17 protein-coding genes are annotated in these 19,486 nt (G+C 55.4%); 9 read left to right on the plus strand and 8 right to left on the minus strand.

Annotation, left to right across the window (positions count from 1 at the left end):
• The first annotated feature begins 448 nt into the window (after positions 1 to 448).
• The 4 genes from ileS to ACHZB8_RS15080 all read left to right on the plus strand — a co-directional run bounded on the left by ileS (position 449) and on the right by ACHZB8_RS15080 (position 6,571).
• On the plus strand, positions 449 to 3,367 hold the full coding sequence (gene ileS, locus ACHZB8_RS15065) for an isoleucine--tRNA ligase (RefSeq protein ID WP_316861515.1): 2,919 nt from the start codon (positions 449 to 451) through the stop codon (positions 3,365 to 3,367).
• Positions 3,368 to 3,478: 111 nt separating this feature from the next.
• Complete coding sequence (lspA, locus tag ACHZB8_RS15070) at positions 3,479 to 4,015, plus strand: signal peptidase II (RefSeq protein WP_316861517.1); 537 nt, start codon at positions 3,479 to 3,481, stop codon at positions 4,013 to 4,015.
• 207 nt (positions 4,016 to 4,222) lie between these two features.
• Positions 4,223 to 5,002, plus strand: coding sequence for a hypothetical protein (locus tag ACHZB8_RS15075; RefSeq protein WP_316861519.1), 780 nt, complete (start codon positions 4,223 to 4,225; stop codon positions 5,000 to 5,002).
• 504 nt (positions 5,003 to 5,506) lie between these two features.
• Positions 5,507 to 6,571, plus strand: coding sequence for a porin (locus ACHZB8_RS15080; protein WP_316861521.1), 1,065 nt, complete (start codon positions 5,507 to 5,509; stop codon positions 6,569 to 6,571).
• A gap of 374 nt (positions 6,572 to 6,945) precedes the next feature.
• On the opposite strand, the gene ACHZB8_RS15085 is transcribed toward ACHZB8_RS15080, so the two are convergent.
• On the minus strand, positions 6,946 to 7,734 hold the full coding sequence (locus ACHZB8_RS15085; protein WP_316861522.1) for an SOS response-associated peptidase: 789 nt from the start codon (positions 7,732 to 7,734) through the stop codon (positions 6,946 to 6,948).
• Positions 7,735 to 8,056: 322 nt separating this feature from the next.
• Between ACHZB8_RS15085 and ACHZB8_RS15090 the strand changes: the two genes are divergently transcribed.
• The gene (locus ACHZB8_RS15090; RefSeq protein ID WP_316861523.1) at positions 8,057 to 8,566 is read left to right on the plus strand and encodes a hypothetical protein; all 510 of its coding nucleotides are present in this window, start codon (positions 8,057 to 8,059) and stop codon (positions 8,564 to 8,566) included.
• A gap of 82 nt (positions 8,567 to 8,648) precedes the next feature.
• Positions 8,649 to 9,143, plus strand: a complete 495-nt coding sequence (locus ACHZB8_RS15095) for an NUDIX hydrolase (protein ID WP_316861525.1) — start codon at positions 8,649 to 8,651, stop codon at positions 9,141 to 9,143.
• Between the two features lie 102 nt (positions 9,144 to 9,245).
• Here the strand turns inward: ACHZB8_RS15095 and ACHZB8_RS15100 are convergent, their stop codons facing one another.
• Positions 9,246 to 9,944, minus strand: a complete 699-nt coding sequence (locus ACHZB8_RS15100) for a glutathione S-transferase (protein WP_316861526.1) — start codon at positions 9,942 to 9,944, stop codon at positions 9,246 to 9,248.
• A 308-nt stretch (positions 9,945 to 10,252) separates the two neighbouring features.
• On the opposite strand from ACHZB8_RS15100, the gene ACHZB8_RS15105 reads away from it, so the two are divergent.
• Both ACHZB8_RS15105 and ACHZB8_RS15110 read left to right on the plus strand, forming a co-directional pair.
• Complete coding sequence (locus ACHZB8_RS15105) at positions 10,253 to 11,089, plus strand: methyltransferase domain-containing protein (RefSeq protein WP_316861528.1); 837 nt, start codon at positions 10,253 to 10,255, stop codon at positions 11,087 to 11,089.
• Positions 11,090 to 11,155: 66 nt separating this feature from the next.
• The gene (locus tag ACHZB8_RS15110) at positions 11,156 to 11,680 is read left to right on the plus strand and encodes a GNAT family N-acetyltransferase (RefSeq protein WP_316861530.1); all 525 of its coding nucleotides are present in this window, start codon (positions 11,156 to 11,158) and stop codon (positions 11,678 to 11,680) included.
• A 6-nt stretch (positions 11,681 to 11,686) separates the two neighbouring features.
• Here the strand turns inward: ACHZB8_RS15110 and ACHZB8_RS15115 are convergent, their stop codons facing one another.
• The 5 genes from ACHZB8_RS15115 to ACHZB8_RS15135 form a co-directional block, all read right to left on the minus strand.
• The gene (locus ACHZB8_RS15115; protein WP_316861532.1) at positions 11,687 to 15,193 is read right to left on the minus strand and encodes an AAA family ATPase; all 3,507 of its coding nucleotides are present in this window, start codon (positions 15,191 to 15,193) and stop codon (positions 11,687 to 11,689) included.
• Positions 15,194 to 15,322: 129 nt separating this feature from the next.
• Positions 15,323 to 16,021: a thioredoxin domain-containing protein gene (locus tag ACHZB8_RS15120; RefSeq protein WP_316861533.1), complete on the minus strand. Its 699-nt coding sequence runs from the start codon at positions 16,019 to 16,021 to the stop codon at positions 15,323 to 15,325.
• 192 nt (positions 16,022 to 16,213) lie between these two features.
• Complete coding sequence (locus tag ACHZB8_RS15125) at positions 16,214 to 16,840, minus strand: class I SAM-dependent methyltransferase (protein WP_316861535.1); 627 nt, start codon at positions 16,838 to 16,840, stop codon at positions 16,214 to 16,216.
• 290 nt (positions 16,841 to 17,130) lie between these two features.
• Positions 17,131 to 17,556 (minus strand): organic hydroperoxide resistance protein, encoded by a 426-nt coding sequence (locus ACHZB8_RS15130; RefSeq protein WP_316861536.1) that lies wholly within the window; start codon positions 17,554 to 17,556, stop codon positions 17,131 to 17,133.
• Positions 17,557 to 17,761: 205 nt separating this feature from the next.
• Complete coding sequence (locus tag ACHZB8_RS15135) at positions 17,762 to 18,205, minus strand: MarR family transcriptional regulator (RefSeq protein WP_316861537.1); 444 nt, start codon at positions 18,203 to 18,205, stop codon at positions 17,762 to 17,764.
• 148 nt (positions 18,206 to 18,353) lie between these two features.
• On the opposite strand from ACHZB8_RS15135, the gene ACHZB8_RS15140 reads away from it, so the two are divergent.
• Positions 18,354 to 18,731: an SH3 domain-containing protein gene (locus ACHZB8_RS15140; protein ID WP_316861539.1), complete on the plus strand. Its 378-nt coding sequence runs from the start codon at positions 18,354 to 18,356 to the stop codon at positions 18,729 to 18,731.
• An 80-nt stretch (positions 18,732 to 18,811) separates the two neighbouring features.
• Here the strand turns inward: ACHZB8_RS15140 and ACHZB8_RS15145 are convergent, their stop codons facing one another.
• A complete protein-coding gene (locus tag ACHZB8_RS15145) occupies positions 18,812 to 19,363 on the minus strand; it encodes a DciA family protein (protein WP_316861540.1) in 552 nt (183 codons plus the stop codon).
• Positions 19,364 to 19,486 lie beyond the last annotated feature (123 nt).

Genomic DNA, 19,486 nt, shown 5'->3' on the forward strand with positions numbered 1-19,486 from the left:
TTGCCTTTTCACGTCTTTGCGCGCAACGCATGAATTGGCACGAACCGCAAAGAATGCGGGACGGGGGGCTTGTGCTTGCCTTGCGCTTCAATTAATGTCGCGCGCGAGATTAGGGCACGCATTCTATGCTTATGAGACATGCCTTGGGCATGAAACCAATGATGAAACTTGCCACATTCCGGATCCTTGTTCCGCCTGTTCCCGGCCCCATTGGCCAGATTGCCCGCCGAATTACTGGCCCGGCCTTCGTGTGATCGGCGCAGACACGCGCCCGCGAGGGACCGGGACCGAAAAGAGGCACGGGTCGCCAAAGCGCTGCCTGTTGCTTCCTCCCAACCTATCAGATAGTAAGACCGACCCTGACAGCGCCCATGATGGGCAGCCTGGATTGACTAACCGCTTTTCGAGGGTGCCGTCGGAGTTTGAACATTCACGAAAGTGACAGATCATGACCGAAGAACGCGATTATTCCCAAACGCTGTTCCTGCCCCAGACCGACTTCCCGATGCGTGCAGGCCTTCCCAAGAACGAACCGAAAATTCTTGAGCGCTGGGAGAAGATGGATCTCTACCGCCAGTTACGCGACCGCTCTGTCGGACGGGAGAAATATGTGCTGCATGACGGCCCTCCCTATGCCAACGGCAATCTGCATATCGGGCACGCCCTCAACAAGACCATCAAGGACATCATCACCCGCTCTTTCCAGATGCGCGGCTATGATTCAAACTATGTGCCGGGCTGGGACTGCCATGGTCTGCCAATCGAATGGAAGATCGAGGAAAAATACCGCAAGAAGGGCAAGAACAAGGATGCCGTGCCGGTTATCGAATTCCGTCAGGAATGCCGCGACTTTGCTCAGGAATGGGTCGGCATCCAGTCCGAGGAATTCAAACGCCTTGCCGTGCTCGGCGATTTCGTGACGCCCTACAAGACAATGACCTTTGATGCCGAAGCCCGTATTGCCAACGAGCTGATGAAATTCTCCATGTCAAACCAGCTGTTCCAGGGCTCCAAGCCGGTCATGTGGTCGATCGTCGAGAAAACCGCTCTCGCAGAGGCAGAAGTTGAGTATCACGACCACACATCCTTCACCATCTGGGTCCGTTTCCCGATCTCCGGTATCCACGGAACGGTTGACGAAGACAAGATGGACGCGCTGCTCGACGCGGATGTAGTGATCTGGACGACCACTCCATGGACCATTCCGGGCAACCGCGCCATCTGTTTTTCTCCGGAAATCTCCTATGGTCTTTATGAGATCACCGAGGCAGCCGATGACAATTGGGGCAAGGTTGGCGACAAGTTGATCATGGCCGATGCCTTGGCCGAGAGCGTTTTCAAGGCGGCGCGTGTCGAGGGGTATGTGCGCAAATTCGATGTTGATCCGTCCCAGATCTCCGAGTGCGCCCATCCATTCAATGGACTGGAAGGCACCGACGGCTATTATGACTTCGACGTGCCGATGCTGCCGGGTGACCATGTGACCGAGGAGGCCGGTACGGGCTTTGTTCATACCGCTCCGGGCCACGGCGCGGATGACTATGAGGTTTTCGTAGCCAACCGTGAGCGCTTCGTAGAGTGCGGCACGCCTGAAATCCCGCACACCGTGATGGAAGATGGTGCCTATTTCCCCCATGTTCCGCTTTTCCAGGGACATTATATCCTCAATCGCAAGGGTGGCGAGGGAACGACCAACGGCGCAGTGATCGACAAGCTGGTCGAAGTGGGCTCGCTGCTGGCCCGCGGCAAGATCAAGCACAGCTATCCCCATAGCTGGCGTTCGAAAGCACCGCTGATCTTCCGCAACACCCCGCAATGGTTCATCGCCATGGATCGCAATATCGATGGCGAGGGGGATACCCTGCGCAAACGCGCTCTTGATGCCATCGATGCAACCCGCTTCGTACCGGCAACCGGGCAGTCCCGTCTGCGCTCGATGATCGAGACCCGTCCCGACTGGGTGATCTCGCGCCAGCGTGCATGGGGCGTGCCGATCACGATCTTCATCAAGAAAGACGATCCGACCGTCATTCTTCAGGATAGCGCCGTCAATAAACGCATTTTCGACACCTTCCTTGAAGAGGGAGCCGATGCATGGTTTGCAGAGGGCGCCAAGGAGCGGTTCCTGGGCTCGGACTATGACGCGGCTGAATGGACGCAAGTCATGGACATTCTGGACGTGTGGTTCGATTCCGGATCGACCCATGCCTTCTGGCTGGAACAGCGTGACGATCTGAAATGGCCAGCCGATCTCTATATGGAAGGCACGGACCAGCATCGTGGCTGGTTCCACTCTTCTCTTCTGGAAAGCTGCGGCACCCGCGGTCGCGCGCCTTATGATGCTGTCTTGACCCATGGTTTCACGATGGATGAGGAAGGACGCAAGATGTCCAAATCCATCGGCAACACCGTGGCCCCTCAGGATATCATCAAGCAGTTCGGGGCCGACATCTTGCGTATGTGGGTCGCCAGTTCCGATTATACCGACGACCAGCGCATCGGGCCGGAAATCCTCAAGACCATCGCCGATGCCTATCGCAAGATGCGCAACACCATCCGCTGGATGCTGGGCTCGCTCGCCCATTATGACGGCACCGAGGTTTGCGTCGAGGATATGCCAGAGCTTGAGCAGCTCATGCTGCACCGTCTTCATGAACTCGATGCCATGGTGCGTGAGGCCTATGACAATTTCGACTTCAAGCGCGTGATGCATGAACTCAACTATTTCATGGGCATCGAGCTGTCCGCCTTCTATTTCGATGTGCGCAAGGACACACTTTATTGTGACGCGCCAAGCTCGGAACGCCGCAAGGCTTCGCTTTATGTCATCCATCAGCTGTTCACGCATCTGACGGTGTGGCTGGCTCCAATTCTGCCATTCACCATGGAAGAAACCTGGCTGACGCGATATCCGTCCGATAGCGATTCGGTCCATTTCCGTCAGTTCCCGAGCGTACCTTCGGACTGGAAGAATGAGAAACTGGCCGCAAAATGGGAGCGCGTCAGAAAGCTGCGCCGGGTCGTCACCGGGGCGCTGGAAGTCGAGCGCAAGGAAAAACGCATCGGCTCGTCGCTGGAAGCCGCTCCCAAGGTCTATGTTTCCGACAAGGATATCCTTGCGGCCATGAAGGGAATCGATCTGGCCGAGATCTCGATCACCTCGCAGGCAGAGTTGATCGAGGGCGAGGCTCCCGAAGGCGCGTTTGTCATAGAGGAAGTCGCAGGGGTCGGAGTTGTGCCAACACTGGCCGAGGGCAAGAAATGCCAGCGCAGCTGGAAAATCCTGCCAGAGGTCGGAACCGATCCGGACTATCCGGATCTGTCCTTGCGCGATGCCGCTGCCATGCGCGAAATCGAGGCAGCCTGAGGCTTTTGGTGTCCCCTCAATCGGGACACATTTGATTGATATGAACAAAGCCGGGGACAGGTGCTTTCTTCCCCGGCTTTACCCATTGTTGGCCGAACCGGAATCGAGTTGATGTCATACCGCACGACAGGCTATCTCGCAGCCTTCATTGGCCTTGCGCTTGATCAGGCCGTAAAACTCTGGATGCTCTGGATCTACCAGATCGAAGAGGTCATGCGGTTGCATGGGCCGGTGGCGCTGGCACCTTTCTTTGATCTGGTGCTGGTGTGGAATCGGGGCATCTCCTACGGCTGGCTGCAACAGGATGACGAGATCGGTCGCATTTTTCTCATCGGCCTGGCGTTTGTCGCTTCCATTGTGCTTGCCATCTGGATCTGGCGGACAAGAGATCGGCTCACCGCCCTTGCGCTCGGATTGATCATGGGCGGAGCGATCGGCAACGGGATTGATCGCATTCTGCATGGCGCGGTGGTGGATCTTTTCCATTTTCACTGGCGCGCATTCAGCTGGTATGTGTTCAATATTGCGGACCTGTTCATCGTACTGGGTGCGCTTTTGCTTGTTTATGAAAGCTTCTTTGGCACAAGCGGGAACGGAAATCGTCCAGAAGATGGCGATTCCAGCCGCAAAGATGCCGCAAAGGGATGATTAGTCTTGGTCTGGAAGGGCCCGGCAAAGACTGCCATTGCTTTTGTCTTATACAAGGGCGGGGCTTGAGACCAAGCTAGTTCTTGATCTCTCCCCCTTTTACGAAGTATGTCTAGGGCCCAATGCCATCTAATGTGGCATGTCGAGTTGGGTTGCGTAAGGGGCAGGAAAACGGGTGCCCTGTTTCTTTATTGAGGCGGAAATGTCATGACTGATATCAAGTTCAGGGAAAAAGCTGTTACGACCGGTTGCAGTATGCACGAAGGCTGGAGGTCATCATCTCGTGCCATGCTGTCGCTCACGCTTCTGGGTACCTTGGGCCTTGGTCTTGTCGGCTGTTCCGGCATCAGCAGCTCAACCTATGGCACCGGCGTCACCCATGAAAAGGAATTGCTGGGCGATGTGACCAACCTTCTGGGCGCCCTTCCCGGTGATCAGAAGAAGACCACATATGATTATCAGGCGCGGGCCGGGCTGGTGCTTCCACCAGATGGAACCCCCCTGCCAGATCCTGAAAGTGTGAATCAGCAGGCTTCTTATAATCAGGCCAACTGGCCACAGGATCCCGACACCTTGCGCCAACTCTATAATGAACGTCTTGAAAGCATGACGGACGAGGAGCGCGCTGCCTTGCTTGCCGCGATCCGGCGCCTGCCGCCCGAGCAGCGCGATTCCATCATCAAGAACAACACGGCCTCTTCCGAATTCGCCCGGTCGATTCAGGAACCAGACCTCTCCAAAGGTCCGGCAGCAGCTGGCGAAATGCGGGAATATCAGGAAGAAGTCAAAAAACGCCTGGCCTTGATCAAGTCGCAGCAGAATGGCGATCCGGCAAAACGCGCCTATCTGACCCAGCCGCCAGAGCGCTTTACCAACACCTCACCTGAAGTACAGGCAGAAATGGAACGTCTGTCGCAGGAATCAGGATCGAACAAAGAGAAAAAGAGTTTCTTTGCCCGCCTCTGGCCTTTCCGCTCCGGCAGCTAACCTGATCTCGCCACTTTCAGACATGAACACCGCTCTTTTCATTTTAAATGGGAAGGGCGGTTTTGTTATTGATGGGGCTGCCTGATCCCCGGAGGCGGACGCATTCGCGCTCGATGCGGAAATGATTCTGGAATCCCGCCCACGCCGAGTGATGGAATTGCAACAACATTTGTTAACCCTGACAGGCTCAAATCCATCCGCGATTCTACGACAAAAGCCGATTTTGTTTCTCAGCCTGCAATATCAGGACTAATTTTTTTGGCAAAATTCACATGCCAGACATTAACTTCCCGGTAACGAAACGGTAGAAATCCAAGGGCTAAGGCAGGTTTTGTGTTTTTTGTGCAACAGTCATGGCAAACCGATATCGGCAAGCGAGAGAGATGATTGATACGCGGAGAGAAACGAGTATTGTCAACCTTGTCGCAAGCAGTGAACTAACGGTCTGACTGGACTGGTCACTGCAAATAATTTTTTTTGTTATGACATATGAAGGTCAGAAACATGAACATCAAGAGCCTTATCCTTGGTTCCGCAGCTGCTTTGGTAGCTGGTGGTGCCGCTCAGGCAGCAGACCTGCCAGTAGCTGAGCCAGTAGATTACGTTAAAGTATGTGATGCATACGGCGCTGGTTACTTCTTCATTCCTGGTACCGACACTTGCCTGAAAATCTCCGGTAAAGTTGAATTCGGTGTTTCTTCCCACGGCTTCTCTTCTAACGTAGCTCGTTCCGATCGTTTGGTTGATTTCTACACTGAAACCACCTTCACCTTCGACGCTAAAGAAGAAACCGAGCTGGGCACTCTCGCTCTGCACATGGAATTCGACGACGAAGACAACATCACCAAAGGCACCAACACTGCATTCGATAAAGCTTATCTGCAGATCGGCGGCCTGTATGCTGGTGTTACCGACTCTCTCGTAGACTTCAACGAAGGCCTGTACTACGATGATTTCGGCATCGGCCATGGCGACCTGAACGCTATCGGTTATGTTGCTTCCTTCGGTAACGGCGTTTCCGCTGCGATCGCTCTGGAAGACTACGATGCAAACAACGCATTCGGCACCCTTGCTGGCGCTGGCATGTCCATGCCTTCCGTAGCTGCATTGTTGAAAGTTAAACAGGGCTGGGGCACTGTTAAACTCGGTGCATCTGCTTACCAGCATCGTTATGCTAACGCAGCTGTTGACACCGACCTCGGCTTCCTCATCGGCGGTGAAGGCACCTTCAACCTGACCGACGCTCTGACCTTCGGCATCGCTGGTGGTTACGACAAAGGCTACAAAGCAAACGGCGCAACTGGCGACCTGTATGCTAAATGGGCTGTTTCCGGTGGTCTTTCCTTCGCAGTTGCTGACAACCTGACTTTCGGTGTTGACGCTGGCTTGATCGACTACATCGACGAAAACTACAAAAACTGGGGCGTATCTGCTGGCTTCGGTTACACTCCTGTAGCTAACCTCGAAATCGGTGGTAAAATCGGTTACCAGAAAACTGACTACGACAACAGCAACACTGCTGATTGGGACGACGTAGCAGCTAAAATGTACATCAAACGTTCTTTCTAATCTAAGCGTAGCTTAGCCTAGATAGGTGTTAGATTACGGGCCCCGAGAGAGAAATCTCTTGGGGCCTTTTCTTTATGTGGCTCTTCCCATCTTGTGCCGCTTGCATCTTGGAAGCCGCTTGCATCTTGGAAGCCGCTTGCATCTTGGAAGCCGCTTGCATCTTGGAAGCCGCTTGCATCTTGGAAGCCGCTTGCATCTTGGAAGCCGCTTGCATCTTGGAAGCCGCTTGCATCTTGGAAGCCGCTTGCTTATTGCCCTACTCCCAGCGGGAGGACTGCACGAGACGCGCGGTGCGACAAGCACAATTTGGCAAAAGGCATTGAGCGACAGGTATTTCACCTGAAGAAAAGCGCTTTGGATAAAAACAGCTGGAATCAAAACAGCTTCAGTTGTCGGGGCTTGCCTCTTTTTCCGCCTTTGACCGTCTCTTCATCATCAGACCCAAGCTCTCCAGGAAGTGGAATTCGGTCCTCTTCGGGGCTCCTTGCCGTTCCCTTTGTCTGTGATTGCCCCTTTGTCTGCTCTTGCATCATCCGGTCAAGGTCCTTGATCCAAAGCTTGTCTCTGGTAACGGGCTGCAATAGCGGACGGGCCTCATGAAACCGGCCCGACAGGACATCAAGCCAGAGATCGAAGTCCGCAGGACGAATGACGAGAGGCACTCGATCACAAGTCTTTGCCAAATCACCCTTGGCAGGTGCGGTGAGAATGGCGACAGTGTCCATCTCCTCGCCAAAGGGCCCCATCCAGGTTTCCCAAATGGCCGCGATGGCAAAGAGTTTTCCATCGGGGTGAGTGAGGAGTTGCGGTGTCTGACAGGCTTCTGCCCCCCGCTTTGGAAACTGCCAGACCCCGGTTGCGGGGACAAGGCATCGGCGATATCGGATGGCATTTCGAAATGACGGCTTTTTCTCGACCGTTTCCATGCGTGCGCTCGAAATGCTGGTGAAGTCACCGGGATCCTTGACCCAGTCGGGCAGAAAAGCCCATTTCATGAGCCGCGCAACAGGTCTTTGATTGGCATGCAATATCGTCAGAATCGGCTCGCCGGGAGAGATCACCTGCCGCGCAGGCATGGGATGCATCCCCACCAATTGGCCATTCTTTCCAAAGAGTTGGACGAAATCGGGCTGTTCGGCCACAAGATGGAGTGTTCTCGCCATGTCATTCCTCTTTTGAGGTCCATTTGTTGGCTCTGCATTGTTGCGCTTCATCTTTTTCATTATCTTTTGTTATCGTCAAGCTTTTGGAAACTATACCCTCTTATGGTTATGCTTGGATCCGATGGCAACCAGACTTGCAGTCGTCTTTCACATTGACCATGGACTTTGAGCCAAGTGTGCATGCTTTTGCACGGTCTTGTTAGGACCAGGAGCCTGATCGGCCACCGGATATGGGGCAAGAGTGATCGGCGGTGGCGCTATCGGTCTTGAAAGTCTGGGGATCCTGGTCAGGGCCCTTTACCAAGTGTATGTGAGTTCGAATATGTCAGACATGTCCGCCCTCCCTGATAAAGAGGTGCTGCTGGAGGCTAACATCAATCCGGCAACCTTGTTGGCGACCGACTATCTCAATCATTTCAATGAAGTATTGATGCTGATCGAGATGTTGCCGACCATGCCTGACTGTGCTGAAGACGTCTTTTCCTGGCGCCCCATGACCTATTCGGACTATTTCGTACAATCGACCTTCAAGGAAAAGCAGCTGGCCATCTCGCTATATTCTGCTGTCCAACAGGCATTGCGGGAACGGTTTGAAGTGTTGATTACCGAAATCAACGAAAAAATCTTCAATCTCATTGAACAGATCTCGGCTCTCAATGGTGATCTTTCCAGCCATTCATTCGAAGCCATTGCCTTTACCGCCTCGACCGAAATCCGTCCTCTTATCGACAGGGCGAGCGCCCTGATCAATGACACCGCAGACGCAACCGACTGGATGCTGGCGATCGATCATCCAACCGCTCAGGACGAGGTTGACCGTCTGTTCGACTAACTCCCGGACAAAGCCATGGATGGCTGGCTTGTGGGCCTTTTTCCCAAGGCAGACGATCCGTATTTGATTGTGATCATCACGCATGAAATCGCCTCGCCATTATCCTGATCATCCCATTCTGGGGGTCAGTGCACTTGTTCGCTTTGAGGATCAGATTCTTCTGGTCAAGCGGGGCAACCCTCCCCTTAAAGGTCGATGGAGTTTACCCGGTGGAGTGGTCGAGGTCGGTGAAAGCCTGAAGGAGGCGGTCAAGCGGGAGGTGATGGAGGAAACCGGCCTCTCTTTTATCCCGCACGATCTGGCAGATCTCGTTGAAATCATTCAGCATGACAGCGACCAGCGGTGCGAGCGGCATTTTGTTCTGGCCGTTTTTTTGGGAACCGTAGGCGATGACAGCACGGCTTCAGGCCCTGAGTCGGCAAGGCTTGCCACCAATCGCATTCCGCACGCGGGCGATGATGCGGCTGACGCCTGCTGGATTACCATTGATCAACTGGGCAGTGTCGAGTTGACGGACGGCACGCTTGATGTCATCACGCATATTCTCGCCGGGGCCTCGATAAACCCTGTTTCCTGATGCCGCTCCCTGGAAGACAGCGTCCCATCTACACTTGACGACGTGGCCGTGTCGCGATCCTTCCGCGCCACAGCCACGCGTCCGTTTACATCAACAGCCACCTCAGGCCTCGTCCTCTTCCACGATCCAGGGTTCTTCGAGCGCCGCCTTTTCCCATTCCTTCCAGGCGGGCAAGGCCTTCATGGCGGACCGGTAGGCATTGAAAGTCTGGCTATCGGTGAGTTCGTATTTTTCAAACCGATTGATGACCGGCGCGAACATCGCATCAACGGCACCAAAGGAGCCATAGAGAAACGGCCCCCCGGACGCATCAAGGCATCCGCGCCAGATCTGTTCGATCCGCTCGACATTCTTGACCACCGCAGCGGCGCTATAGGGATCAAGATCCAGCCGCTTGACGGGGCGTCGCATATTCATCGGGCAGGACCCGCGCAGACCGAAAAAGCCGCCATGCATTTCGGAAGCAAAGGCGCGCGCCTCTGCCCGCTTGATCAGATCGTCTGGCCAAAGACCGGCTTCGGGGAACAGCTCAGCCAGCACTTCCAATATGGCAAGGCTTTCGCAAATGATGACAGGGTCTTTGCCGTCACGCTCGATCTTCAGGGCCGGCACCTTTTTGGTCGGCGAATATTCGATGAAATGGGCGTGACCGGTTGCCTCATCAAACCGGAGGAAATGCTCGGTGAAGGGAATGCCCTTGGCTTTGAGGGCAATCCATGGCCGGAAAGACCAGGAGGAGTAATTCTTGTTGGCGATATAGAGTGTCAGTTGCATGCTATCGTCTTTCAAGCTGTTGGTCATTTCAAGGCCTCTCCTCATGCTGCTTTTCACCCAAGGTTAGACATAAAACCGGCCGCCAGAAAAGTGGTAATTCGCATGCTTTTTCTCTTGAACTGTGCAAGATACTGGTCTAGGTAACATTTACTTTCATTTATTCAGCATGACATGGGTGCAGCCCGATGCGGTGTGCGCCATTTGCCCCAGGATAGTCCCGCTTTTGCCGGATGGGGGTTTTTATCTCAAAAATTTCTATCATCATCTGCATGCCGATCCCGCTTTTCATGTGTTGGCGGCTGCGGTTTTGATGATGTGCTGAAACTGGATGTACCATGTTTGACACACTGATGTCCCTCACTGAACGCCCGGACGCTTTTTGCCGCTATACCGCACCGGAGCTATGGACCCGACCTCATATTGCCAACCAAATGCTCAACTATCACATTGATGGTCAGCATGATGTGGCCTCTCGCCGCGCGGCAAGTATCACCTCGATCACGGACTGGCTGGCGGACCGGTTTGATCTCTCCGACAAAGCTGTCTGTGACCTTGGCTGCGGTCCGGGCCTTTATGCCGCTCGCCTTGCTGAAAAAGGCGCCAGGGTGACCGGGCTCGATATCTCTGCCACCTCAATTGACTATGCCCGACAGACTTATGGACAAGATGCCGGGGCGCCCCGCTTCGCGCTTGCCAATTATCTGGAAGATCCGCTGCCCGGCGAGCAGGATCTCGTTCTGCTGATCTATGCGGATTATTGTGCCTTGTCTCCGGCTCAACGCAGAAGCCTCCTTGCCAAGATGAAAGCTCAGCTCAAACCGGGTGGGCATATTGTCTTTGATGTCTTCTCGGAGCGCTTTTTCGACACGCGGGAAGCGTCTCTGGTCATCGAAAAAGACTTGATGGGCGGGTTCTGGGCCCCCTCTCCTTACGTCGGTCTGCAACGCTGCTGGCTCTATGAGGGAGAGAAACTGGTGCTCGACCATTATCTGATTGTCGAGCAAACCGGGAGTTTCGAAATCTTCAACTGGCTGCAATATTTCTCGCCACAAAGCCTGATGGCGGAGCTGTTGGATCTGGGGTTCAAGGATATCGAGCTTATCAACATACTGACAGGCGCAGCACTGGAATCCGACTATGGCATGGATTTCGGTGTTGTTCTGAGCGCCTGATCTGCACGCGAACGGAACTGGCGGCACCTTGCCGCCAGTTTGCTTTCCACCCACAGGAGTGTCACCATGCTGGAAACATCCCGCCTTCTCATCAGAGAATGGAAAGACAGTGATCTTGAGCCATTTGCCGATCTCAATGCCGACCCGATCGTCATGGAGCATCTTCCCGGCCAGATCGCCAAAGCGGACTCGGACGCCATGGCCGGGCGGATCATCGCGCATTTTGAAACCCACGGCTTCGGTCTTTACGCCCTTGAGGTGAAGGAAAGCGGGCAATTTATCGGATATACGGGCCTTAGCGTACCGAAGTTCGAGGCTCCCTTCATGCCTGCGATCGAAATTGGCTGGCGCATGGCACGCTCCGCCTGGGGCTTTGGCTACGCCACGGAAGCCGCCCGGGCGGTTCTAGTCCATGCAACCGGCCCCCTTGGTCTTTCCAATATCGTCTCCTTCACGGTGCCGCAAAATACACGATCACGGGCGGTGATGGAACGAATAGGGTTGAAGCATGATCCGCAAGGCGACTTCGACCATCCAGCCTTTGAGCATGGGCATCGCTTGCGGCGCCACGTGCTCTATCGAATGGCATAAGGCGCGTCAGGGCCTTGGATAGCCCGGCGGCACGGTCGCGATGGCAGCTCTTGCCTCGTCGTCGCTGATCAGCTCTTCGGCCGCTTCCAGATTGACCGAGACCAGTTGCGAGACCCCTCTTTCGGCCATTGTCACACCGAACAGACGATCCATACGCGCCATGGTGATGGGATTGTGGGTGATGGTGACAAAGCGCGTTGCGGTGAGCCCCCGCATTTCCTCAAGCAGGGTGCAGAAGCGCTCCACATTGGCATCATCAAGAGGCGCGTCAACCTCATCGAGCACGCAGATCGGCGCAGGATTGGTAAGGAAAACCGCAAAGATCAGTGCCATTGCCGTCAGTGCCTGCTCTCCACCGGACAACAGGGTCATGGTCTGAGGCTTCTTGCCCGGTGGTCGGGCGATGATGTCGAGCCCCGCCTGCAAGGGATCTTCGGCGTCGGTCAGGATCAGGTCGGCTTCACCACCACCGAACAGCTTTTCAAACAGCGATTTGAAATGACTGTTGACCGTATCATAGGCAGCCAGAAGCCGAGTCCGGGCCTCCTTGTTGAGGCTGAAAATACCGGTCCGCAGCTTCTTGATCGCTTCGATCAGGTCATCACGCTCGGTCTCCATCGAGGTGAGCTGTTCGGCGATTTCACCGGCTTCCTCGTCGGCACGCAAATTCACACCACCGAGCCGTTCGCGTTCATTCTTCAGACGTTCGAGTTTGCCTTCCATCGAGGCGACAGTGGGAAGGGGCGCATCCTTTTTAAGGCCAGATAGGCCAAAGGTGGCAGCAGGCGCGCAGTCCAACGCTTCGGCAATCTGGCGTGAAAGCTCTTCCTTGCGGGCCTTGATGCCTTTCACGCGTTCCTCGGCCCGCACATGGTCCTCGCGGGTCTTGCTGAGAGCTTCCATTGCAGTCTTGGCGGCGAGATCGGCCTCCATCGCGGCCCGCTCTGCGGCGGCCAGCTTGTCGCTGGCCTCCATATTGGCGCTTTCGGCCTTGGCAATTTCTGATAGCAGGGAACGGCGCTTGACCGCGAACTCATCGGGATTGCTGCTCAGCTCGGTCAGCTCCTTTTCGCTCTCGGCAAGGCGTTCATCGAGACGGGCGATTTGCGCCCCGGCATTTTCAGCCCGCGCCACCCAGCTTGCCTTTTCCCGCTCGATGGAGGCAAGCCGTTTGCCGCGCAACTCCGCCTCGCGTATCAGGCCCTGCAAATGGGCACGCGCTTCGGCCTGAATGGACCGTTTTTCGCTTTGAACGGCTCTTGCCTGATCGCGCTCGCGTTCCAGATGTGCAAAGTCGGGCAGCTCCTTCTGTTGCCTTTCAGCGTCTTCAAGTGCCTTTTTCGCTTCGCCTTCCTCTTCGACCAGGCGGCCAAGGGTTGCCTCGAGCGTTGCCTTGCGGGCCATGATCTGGCTGACATCGCGTTCGGCCTTGCTGAGGCTGTCGCGCAGGGAACTCAGGCGTTTCTGGGCATCGCGCCAGCGATTACGCGCACTTTGCTCGGCCTCTGCCTTTTGCGAGGCCAATGAGCGCTGCTCCTGAAAAGCCTGACGAGCCACGTCAAGCCGCTCTTCGGCCTCGCTGAGGCTTTCCTCCAGTTCTTCAAGACGATTGCGCTGTTCCAGCCTCTGGGCTGCGGGGGTTGGCGCTCCGGCGGCAATGGACAGGCCATCCCAGCGCCAAAGGTCCCCTTCCCGACTGACCAGCCGCTGGCCGGGTTTGAGCAGCTTTTGCAGTCCCGTACCAAGGCTCTTGTTGACAATGCCTATCTGGGCGAGGCGACGTTTGAGACGTTCGGGTCCCGTTACGTGGGAGCCGAGAAGCGGCAGGTCATGGGGCATGGCAGGATCATCATCGGCCCGGACCATCTCGCCCCAGAAACGGGGGGCGGCAGCATCCATCGGCGCATCGAGATCGTCGCCCAGGGCAGCGGCCAGAGCGACCTCGAACCCGGCATCCACCTTGAGACTGTCAAGAATGGGAGGGTAACGCTTGTCCTGCCCCGCCTCGACGATCTTGGCAAGGGTGCGGGCCTCGGTATCGAGACGGTTGAATGCATTTTCCGCTTCGGCCCGCGTCCGGCGGGCTGCGGTCTCGGACCCGCGAGCCTTTGCCACCTCGGAACTGGCGGCCTCGGTTTCCTCTTCGAGTTTTGAGAGGCTGGCACTCATGTCCTCGACCTGCTGGCGCAGGGTCTCAATCCCCTTGTCCTTGTCCATTTCCTGAGTGATGCGCTCGAGATCCCGTTCAGTCTGGGCGCGCTGGTTGGAAAGGCGGGCAAGCCGTCCGCGCGCGGCCTCTGTTGCCTGTTGCAGCTGTCGGGCCAGCCCTTCGGCCTCGGCAAGGCGTGAGGTCAGGCTGCTGGTGTGGCTCTCCGCTTCGGCAAGATCCGCCTCGCTTTGCTTGAGGGTCTGGTTGGCCGCATTCTGGGTCTCGACGCTTGACTTGTCTTCGCCAAGCAACTGCGCCCGTTCCTCGTTGAGCAGCTTGAGAAGATCGGCATTCTCGGCGACCAATTGCTGTTCGCGCAGCTTATCCGCCTTGAGCTGCTCGATGCGGCGGGCAAGATCCCTGAGCTTCTCTTCAACCCGTTTTTCTTCATTATCAAGTTCGCGTGCAGCAAGGGTCAGGCGTTGAAGGGCGGCGGCCTTTTCGGCCTGCGCGTTGCGCAAGTCTGGCAGGGCGTGATTGGCCACCGCTTCCTCGCGAGCTGCTGCGCCTTGTGCCGTGGCCGCTTCTGCCACTTTCAGACTTGCCGCATGCTCTTCCGCCCTTGCCTTTTGCTCTTCGTCCAGAAGGCGCTGCCAGCGCAAATGATAAAGGGTCGCTTCGGCGGCACGAATGTCGGCGGAGAGGTTCCGATAGCGGCTGGCCTGCCGCGCCTGACGCTTCAGACCTTCAAGCTGGGTGGTGATCTGCGCCATGATATCTTCGAGGCGCTCGAGATTGGTCTCGGCAGCCTTGAGGCGCAGCTCTGCCTCGTGACGGCGACTGTGAAGCCCGGAAATGCCAGCAGCTTCTTCCAGAAGGCTGCGCCGCTGGGTCGGCTTCTGGCCGATGATCTCGCCAATCCGGCCTTGCCCGACCAGCGAGGGAGAGCGGGCTCCGGTGGAGGCATCGGCAAAGAGCAGTTGAATATCGCGAGCGCGGGCATCCTTGCCATTGATCTTGTAGTTCGAGCCGCTCTCGCGCTCGATCCGGCGGATGATTTCCAACTCGTCACTGTCGTTGAAACCGGCAGGGGCAGTCCTGTCGCTGTTATCGAGATAAACGGTGACTTCGGCGGTGTTGCGGGCGGGACGATTGGTGGATCCGGCAAAGATCACGTCGTCCATACCGGAGGCACGCATGTTCTTATAGCTGTTTTCCCCCATCACCCAACGCAGGGCTTCCACCAAATTGGACTTGCCACAGCCATTGGGCCCGACGACCCCGGTCAGGCCGCTCTCGATGACAAAATCCATGGGCTCGACAAAGGACTTGAAGCCAAGCAACCGCAATTTGGTGAATTTCATCGTGCCCTCTCCGGCCTTGACCGCCAGATTCCAGGGACCGAATCAAAAAGGCGCGCCATTTTCCCTTCCCGGGGATTGTGGCACGCCTTGCGCTTTTCGGTAAAGTCGGATTTGCCAAATATCGTGATGCTAGATCAGAGGCTGGAGAATCTTATCAAAATCCTTGTCGGACATGGCACCCACATATTTCTCACCATTGACAAAGAAGGTCGGTGTTGCCGTTACGCCAAACTCGCTGTTCGCACGCTTGCGTGACGCATTAAGCGCGTTGACAAGATCCTGATCTTTTGTCGCTTCTTCGAACGCTTTCTGAGAGAAACCGCCAAATTTTGCGAGACGCTGAAGATTTACGAGCGGATCCTTGGAGAAAGCCCACTTTTCCTGCTGGCGGAGCAACAGATCAAGCATTGCCGTGCGTCGGCCACTTGGGATCTTGTAGGTGACCATGGCCCCGACGAGCGCAAGATCGTCGGAGACGAAATTGCGGGCGATATAGCGGACCTTGCCGGTGTCAATATAGTTTTCCTTGATGAACTTGAACCCTGTCTCATGGAAATGGGCACAGTGACTGCAAGTCAACGAAAAATACTCGACGATCACGACCGGAGCATCTTCCTTGCCATAAGTGATGTCTTCCAGCTTCCCAATCGTCACTTCATTGGTTTTTGGATCCACCGACTTGAGCTCAACGGTCTCAAGCAATTCATCGATAGGATAGCTTTCCGCTGCTGCCGGGGCGGCCATGAAAAGCGGCAAACTTGCCATTGCGGTCAGTGCCGTCGTCGCCTTTACGCCAGTTACAAGAAAATCTCTACGGTTCAAAGCCATGATGTCTTCCTTAAAAGTTGCGGCCTGATCATCCTGTTTTTTCCTTAGGGGTAGGACGATCCATTTTTCTTTTCTGATCTTATCTATCAATCACATTTTGGCAGCGTCGGGGCAAGCTGCGACATAATGTCTTAGATTACAAATTTGTAATCCGGTTATTCAACAACGTGCCATTTTCTGCGCACCATTCACTCAGAGCTTTCTCGCAATGATGAATTGCGATCCCCCGGCCTTTGGAAAGGTTCGTGACTCCAGAATCTCGAACCCTTGCGTGCGCATGATCGCTTCAAGCTTGCTGGCGGAAACAAAGCTCACATGCGGTGCTTTCCCAAACACCTGCATAATAGCAATGGGAATGCGCAGCAAGCCTCGCATGCCTGATAGACACCCGGTTTTCGAGATAAAAATGCCGCCAGGCTTGATTAGCGCGTGCATTCGCTCAATCGCGCCGGGAATATCCTTGAAAAGATGAATGAGATTGAAGGCCAGAAGGCAGTCATAAGGAGCGTGGTTGTCAAGCTCGGGGGCCATGATGTCCCCCTCGATGAAGTCGATATTGGTAATATTCTTTTCCCTTGCCTTGCTACTTCCGATTTCTATGAAGCGCGAACAAAGGTCATTGGCCCAGATATGACTGACATGGCGTGACAACAACATGGCGGTGTTGCCTGAACCGCATCCCATCTCCAGCACCTTGTCGTCGGGCTTGAGATAGGCGCGGGTTCGCTCCATGGTCATCTCGTAGGCAGGCATATTGGCGATGGGCCGCGCGACATATTTGTCCGCTTCGGTTTCCCAGAATTCCTTGGCAGTCGGCATTGTCAGCCCCCTTCGGCAAAATGGTGTGGCAAGAATTTGAATCCGCTTAACGTGTGCCTTATTTCAATCCAGATGGGGTTGGCGATAGCAAATGTAAATGATCAAGGTGTGACCCGCGTCACGATTTCAGCGAGAAGAGCCGGATCTGAACAGAAGGCAGAGGCAGAGGCAGAGGCAGAGGCAGAGGCAGACCGTATCAACCGCTGTCTGAGATGACATGCCCTAATTGGATCTTGCAAAAAAAAAGCGTCGCAGAATACGACGCCTTTTTGTTTCATTCCTGTTGCAACTCAGCCCTGTTTGGCAGAGACGGAAACCTCGATATTGTTGCGGGTCGCATTGGAATAGGGGCAAACCTGATGGGCCTTTTCCAACAGAGCCGAGGCAACTGCGCCATCAAGGCCAGCAAGATCGGCGACGAGATCAACCTTGAGAGAAAATCCGACACCATTTTCATTCGGCCCGATGCCGACAGTTGCGGTAATGCTCGGATCGGTCAGCTTGATCTTGTCCTGGGATGCAACAAGCTTCAAGGCGCTGAGAAAACAGGCGGCATAACCGGCTGCAAAGAGTTGCTCGGGATTGGTGCCCTCACCGCCGGGACCACCGAGTTCCTTCGGAGTGACCAGAGTGACGGCCAGTTTGCCATCCTGCGATTTCGCGCTGCCTTCTCGCCCGCCGAGAGCGGTTGCGCTGGTGCTGTAAAGTGTCTTCATCTTCTTTCTCCTTGTCGGCATTGCTTTTGCAATCAACACCGCGTTCCCTGTTTCCGGGTCGATTGTCGCCAATCTGGCCCAGCCGTTACAAGAGACAGGCCATAATTAGTTATCGCAATAACAAATAGGCTTTATTCTGGCGGCGTCAAGGGGCCTTTTGCAGGAATTCCATAAAATAATTATTGCGATAGGTTTTTCCGACCCGTCATTCCTGCCCGGCGTGCAAATTGCTTCGCAGAAGATCAAGCCTTGCCTTCAGATCAATCAGATCCGGCAGGGGCATGCCACAGGCGCGGGCTATGCAGGGGCCAACGCTGGCCGCTTCATGTCGCATCGCGTCGCCCTTGGTGGTAAGCTTGATGCTAAGCGCCCGTTCATCCCTGGTATCGCGAATGCGCTCGACGAGAGCGTCCTGTTCAAGGCGCTTCAGGACGGGGGTCAAGGCACCGGATTTCTGGCCAAGCCGTTCGCCGATATCTTTCAGACTGATGCCATCCTTTTCCCAAAGGATCAGCATGATCAGATATTGCGCATAGGTCAGCCCAAGGGGTTCAAGCAGGGGTTTGTAGAGTTGTGTCATTGCCAGTGAGGCAGAGTAGAGGGAGAAGCATAGCTGCTGGTCGATCGTACCGGGTTGGTTCTTCGTCATGAGACTCTCAGCCTATTTAATTGGTGCAGACATAAATCTCTTAAGGTGCGATGACAAGCCAATCTTGCCCTTGTGGCAAGACACTGAGACATAATGTCATATGTTAGTGCAATAGATTGAAACTATTCAACTGCCAGAGGGGGAAAGAATGATCACGATATGTAACAGTACAGGCTCTGCCTGGCAAAAAGCCATGTCTTTTGCTGTTTTGTCTGCCATGCTTCCGGGATGCCTTTTGGGCCTTCATATTCCCAAAGGCCATGCCACTTCGGGACCGGGTTGCCTTTTTGTCGTCAATGTCGCCAGTTGGGATGTGCTCAATATGCGTGCTCAAGCCTCCGCCCAGGCTCCGGTTGTCGATCAACTGAGACCGCAGAGCCATGGCATCATCCATCTTGATGCCCCTTGCGTTCCAAGCACCCGGCTCTGGTCAGCCCGCTGGTGCCCGGTCACCCATTACAGTGGCGAAGGCGTCACAAGCGGATGGGTGAAGGCACGCTATGTGCGGGATTCAGATTGTCCGTGAAAGCAGAAAGACGGCCAGGCGAGAGCGGCACGCAATTCCCGCTCTCAATCCCTGATTTGGCCCTGATCTGGCCCTCAGGCCTATTCCTTGGCCAGGACTGCGTGACCAAGGCGTCGCAGCGCTGCGGCCATACGCGTATCGCTGAACCCTTCAAGCTGCGTGTCCAACCGGCTCGCTTCGCTGCGGGTCAGAGGCCGGATCGGCTCCGGTCGCCGGTCGGGTTTGGCATGGACCGGGCGTTGCAGGATCTGGATGCGATCAATCGCAGGATAACCGAAATAGGCGTTTACCCTCTGGATGATCACCGCCTGCTCATGCTGCAAGAAGACAGACCGTGCCCCCTCGCAATGCAGCACCAGAGTGCCGGGTTTGAAACCTTCTTCCTGGCTGCGTCTTGGCCAGCGAATGCGTTCCGGCTCGGTACAATCGGCAAATTGCGGCCCGACAATCTCACCCCAGTAGCGCAGAATATCGGCAGAGGCAAAGCCCTGTTTGCGACAAAGCGGGGTAAGCGATGATCCGATGACATCGCGAAGCTGAACAACACCCTTCTTCGGGGGCTTGCCCGTGACCGCTGCCTTGCGCTTGCGAGGCTCACTGCCAGCCGATTTGCTATCCTTGTCGTCACTCATCAACAGCCGCTCCCTTTCACACGACTGAATTCGCATCATTGCGACCCTGAACGGGTCGTCCCCGTAATCTGCGAGGGCAAGATATTTGCCCTATCGTCATTGATAAGCTGATTTGCGAAGTCG

Origin of the sequence: uncultured Cohaesibacter sp. (assembly GCF_963556055.3) — a bacterium.
Classification (GTDB): Bacteria; Pseudomonadota; Alphaproteobacteria; order Rhizobiales; family Cohaesibacteraceae; genus Cohaesibacter.

Bases quoted from the DNA above. Each gene is read 5' to 3' on its own strand.
- ileS (WP_316861515.1), top strand. From the start codon at position 449: ATGACCGAAGAACGCGATTATTCCCAAACGCTGTTCCTGCCCCAGACC.
- lspA (WP_316861517.1), top strand. From the start codon at position 3,479: ATGTCATACCGCACGACAGGCTATCTCGCAGCCTTCATTGGCCTTGCG.
- ACHZB8_RS15075 (WP_316861519.1), top strand. From the start codon at position 4,223: ATGACTGATATCAAGTTCAGGGAAAAAGCTGTTACGACCGGTTGCAGT.
- ACHZB8_RS15080 (WP_316861521.1), top strand. From the start codon at position 5,507: ATGAACATCAAGAGCCTTATCCTTGGTTCCGCAGCTGCTTTGGTAGCT.
- ACHZB8_RS15085 (WP_316861522.1), bottom strand. From the start codon at position 7,734: ATGGCGAGAACACTCCATCTTGTGGCCGAACAGCCCGATTTCGTCCAA.
- ACHZB8_RS15090 (WP_316861523.1), top strand. From the start codon at position 8,057: ATGTCAGACATGTCCGCCCTCCCTGATAAAGAGGTGCTGCTGGAGGCT.
- ACHZB8_RS15095 (WP_316861525.1), top strand. From the start codon at position 8,649: ATGAAATCGCCTCGCCATTATCCTGATCATCCCATTCTGGGGGTCAGT.
- ACHZB8_RS15100 (WP_316861526.1), bottom strand. From the start codon at position 9,944: ATGACCAACAGCTTGAAAGACGATAGCATGCAACTGACACTCTATATC.
- ACHZB8_RS15105 (WP_316861528.1), top strand. From the start codon at position 10,253: ATGTTTGACACACTGATGTCCCTCACTGAACGCCCGGACGCTTTTTGC.
- ACHZB8_RS15110 (WP_316861530.1), top strand. From the start codon at position 11,156: ATGCTGGAAACATCCCGCCTTCTCATCAGAGAATGGAAAGACAGTGAT.
- ACHZB8_RS15115 (WP_316861532.1), bottom strand. From the start codon at position 15,193: ATGAAATTCACCAAATTGCGGTTGCTTGGCTTCAAGTCCTTTGTCGAG.
- ACHZB8_RS15120 (WP_316861533.1), bottom strand. From the start codon at position 16,021: ATGGCTTTGAACCGTAGAGATTTTCTTGTAACTGGCGTAAAGGCGACG.
- ACHZB8_RS15125 (WP_316861535.1), bottom strand. From the start codon at position 16,840: ATGCCGACTGCCAAGGAATTCTGGGAAACCGAAGCGGACAAATATGTC.
- ACHZB8_RS15130 (WP_316861536.1), bottom strand. From the start codon at position 17,556: ATGAAGACACTTTACAGCACCAGCGCAACCGCTCTCGGCGGGCGAGAA.
- ACHZB8_RS15135 (WP_316861537.1), bottom strand. From the start codon at position 18,205: ATGACGAAGAACCAACCCGGTACGATCGACCAGCAGCTATGCTTCTCC.
- ACHZB8_RS15140 (WP_316861539.1), top strand. From the start codon at position 18,354: ATGATCACGATATGTAACAGTACAGGCTCTGCCTGGCAAAAAGCCATG.
- ACHZB8_RS15145 (WP_316861540.1), bottom strand. From the start codon at position 19,363: ATGAGTGACGACAAGGATAGCAAATCGGCTGGCAGTGAGCCTCGCAAG.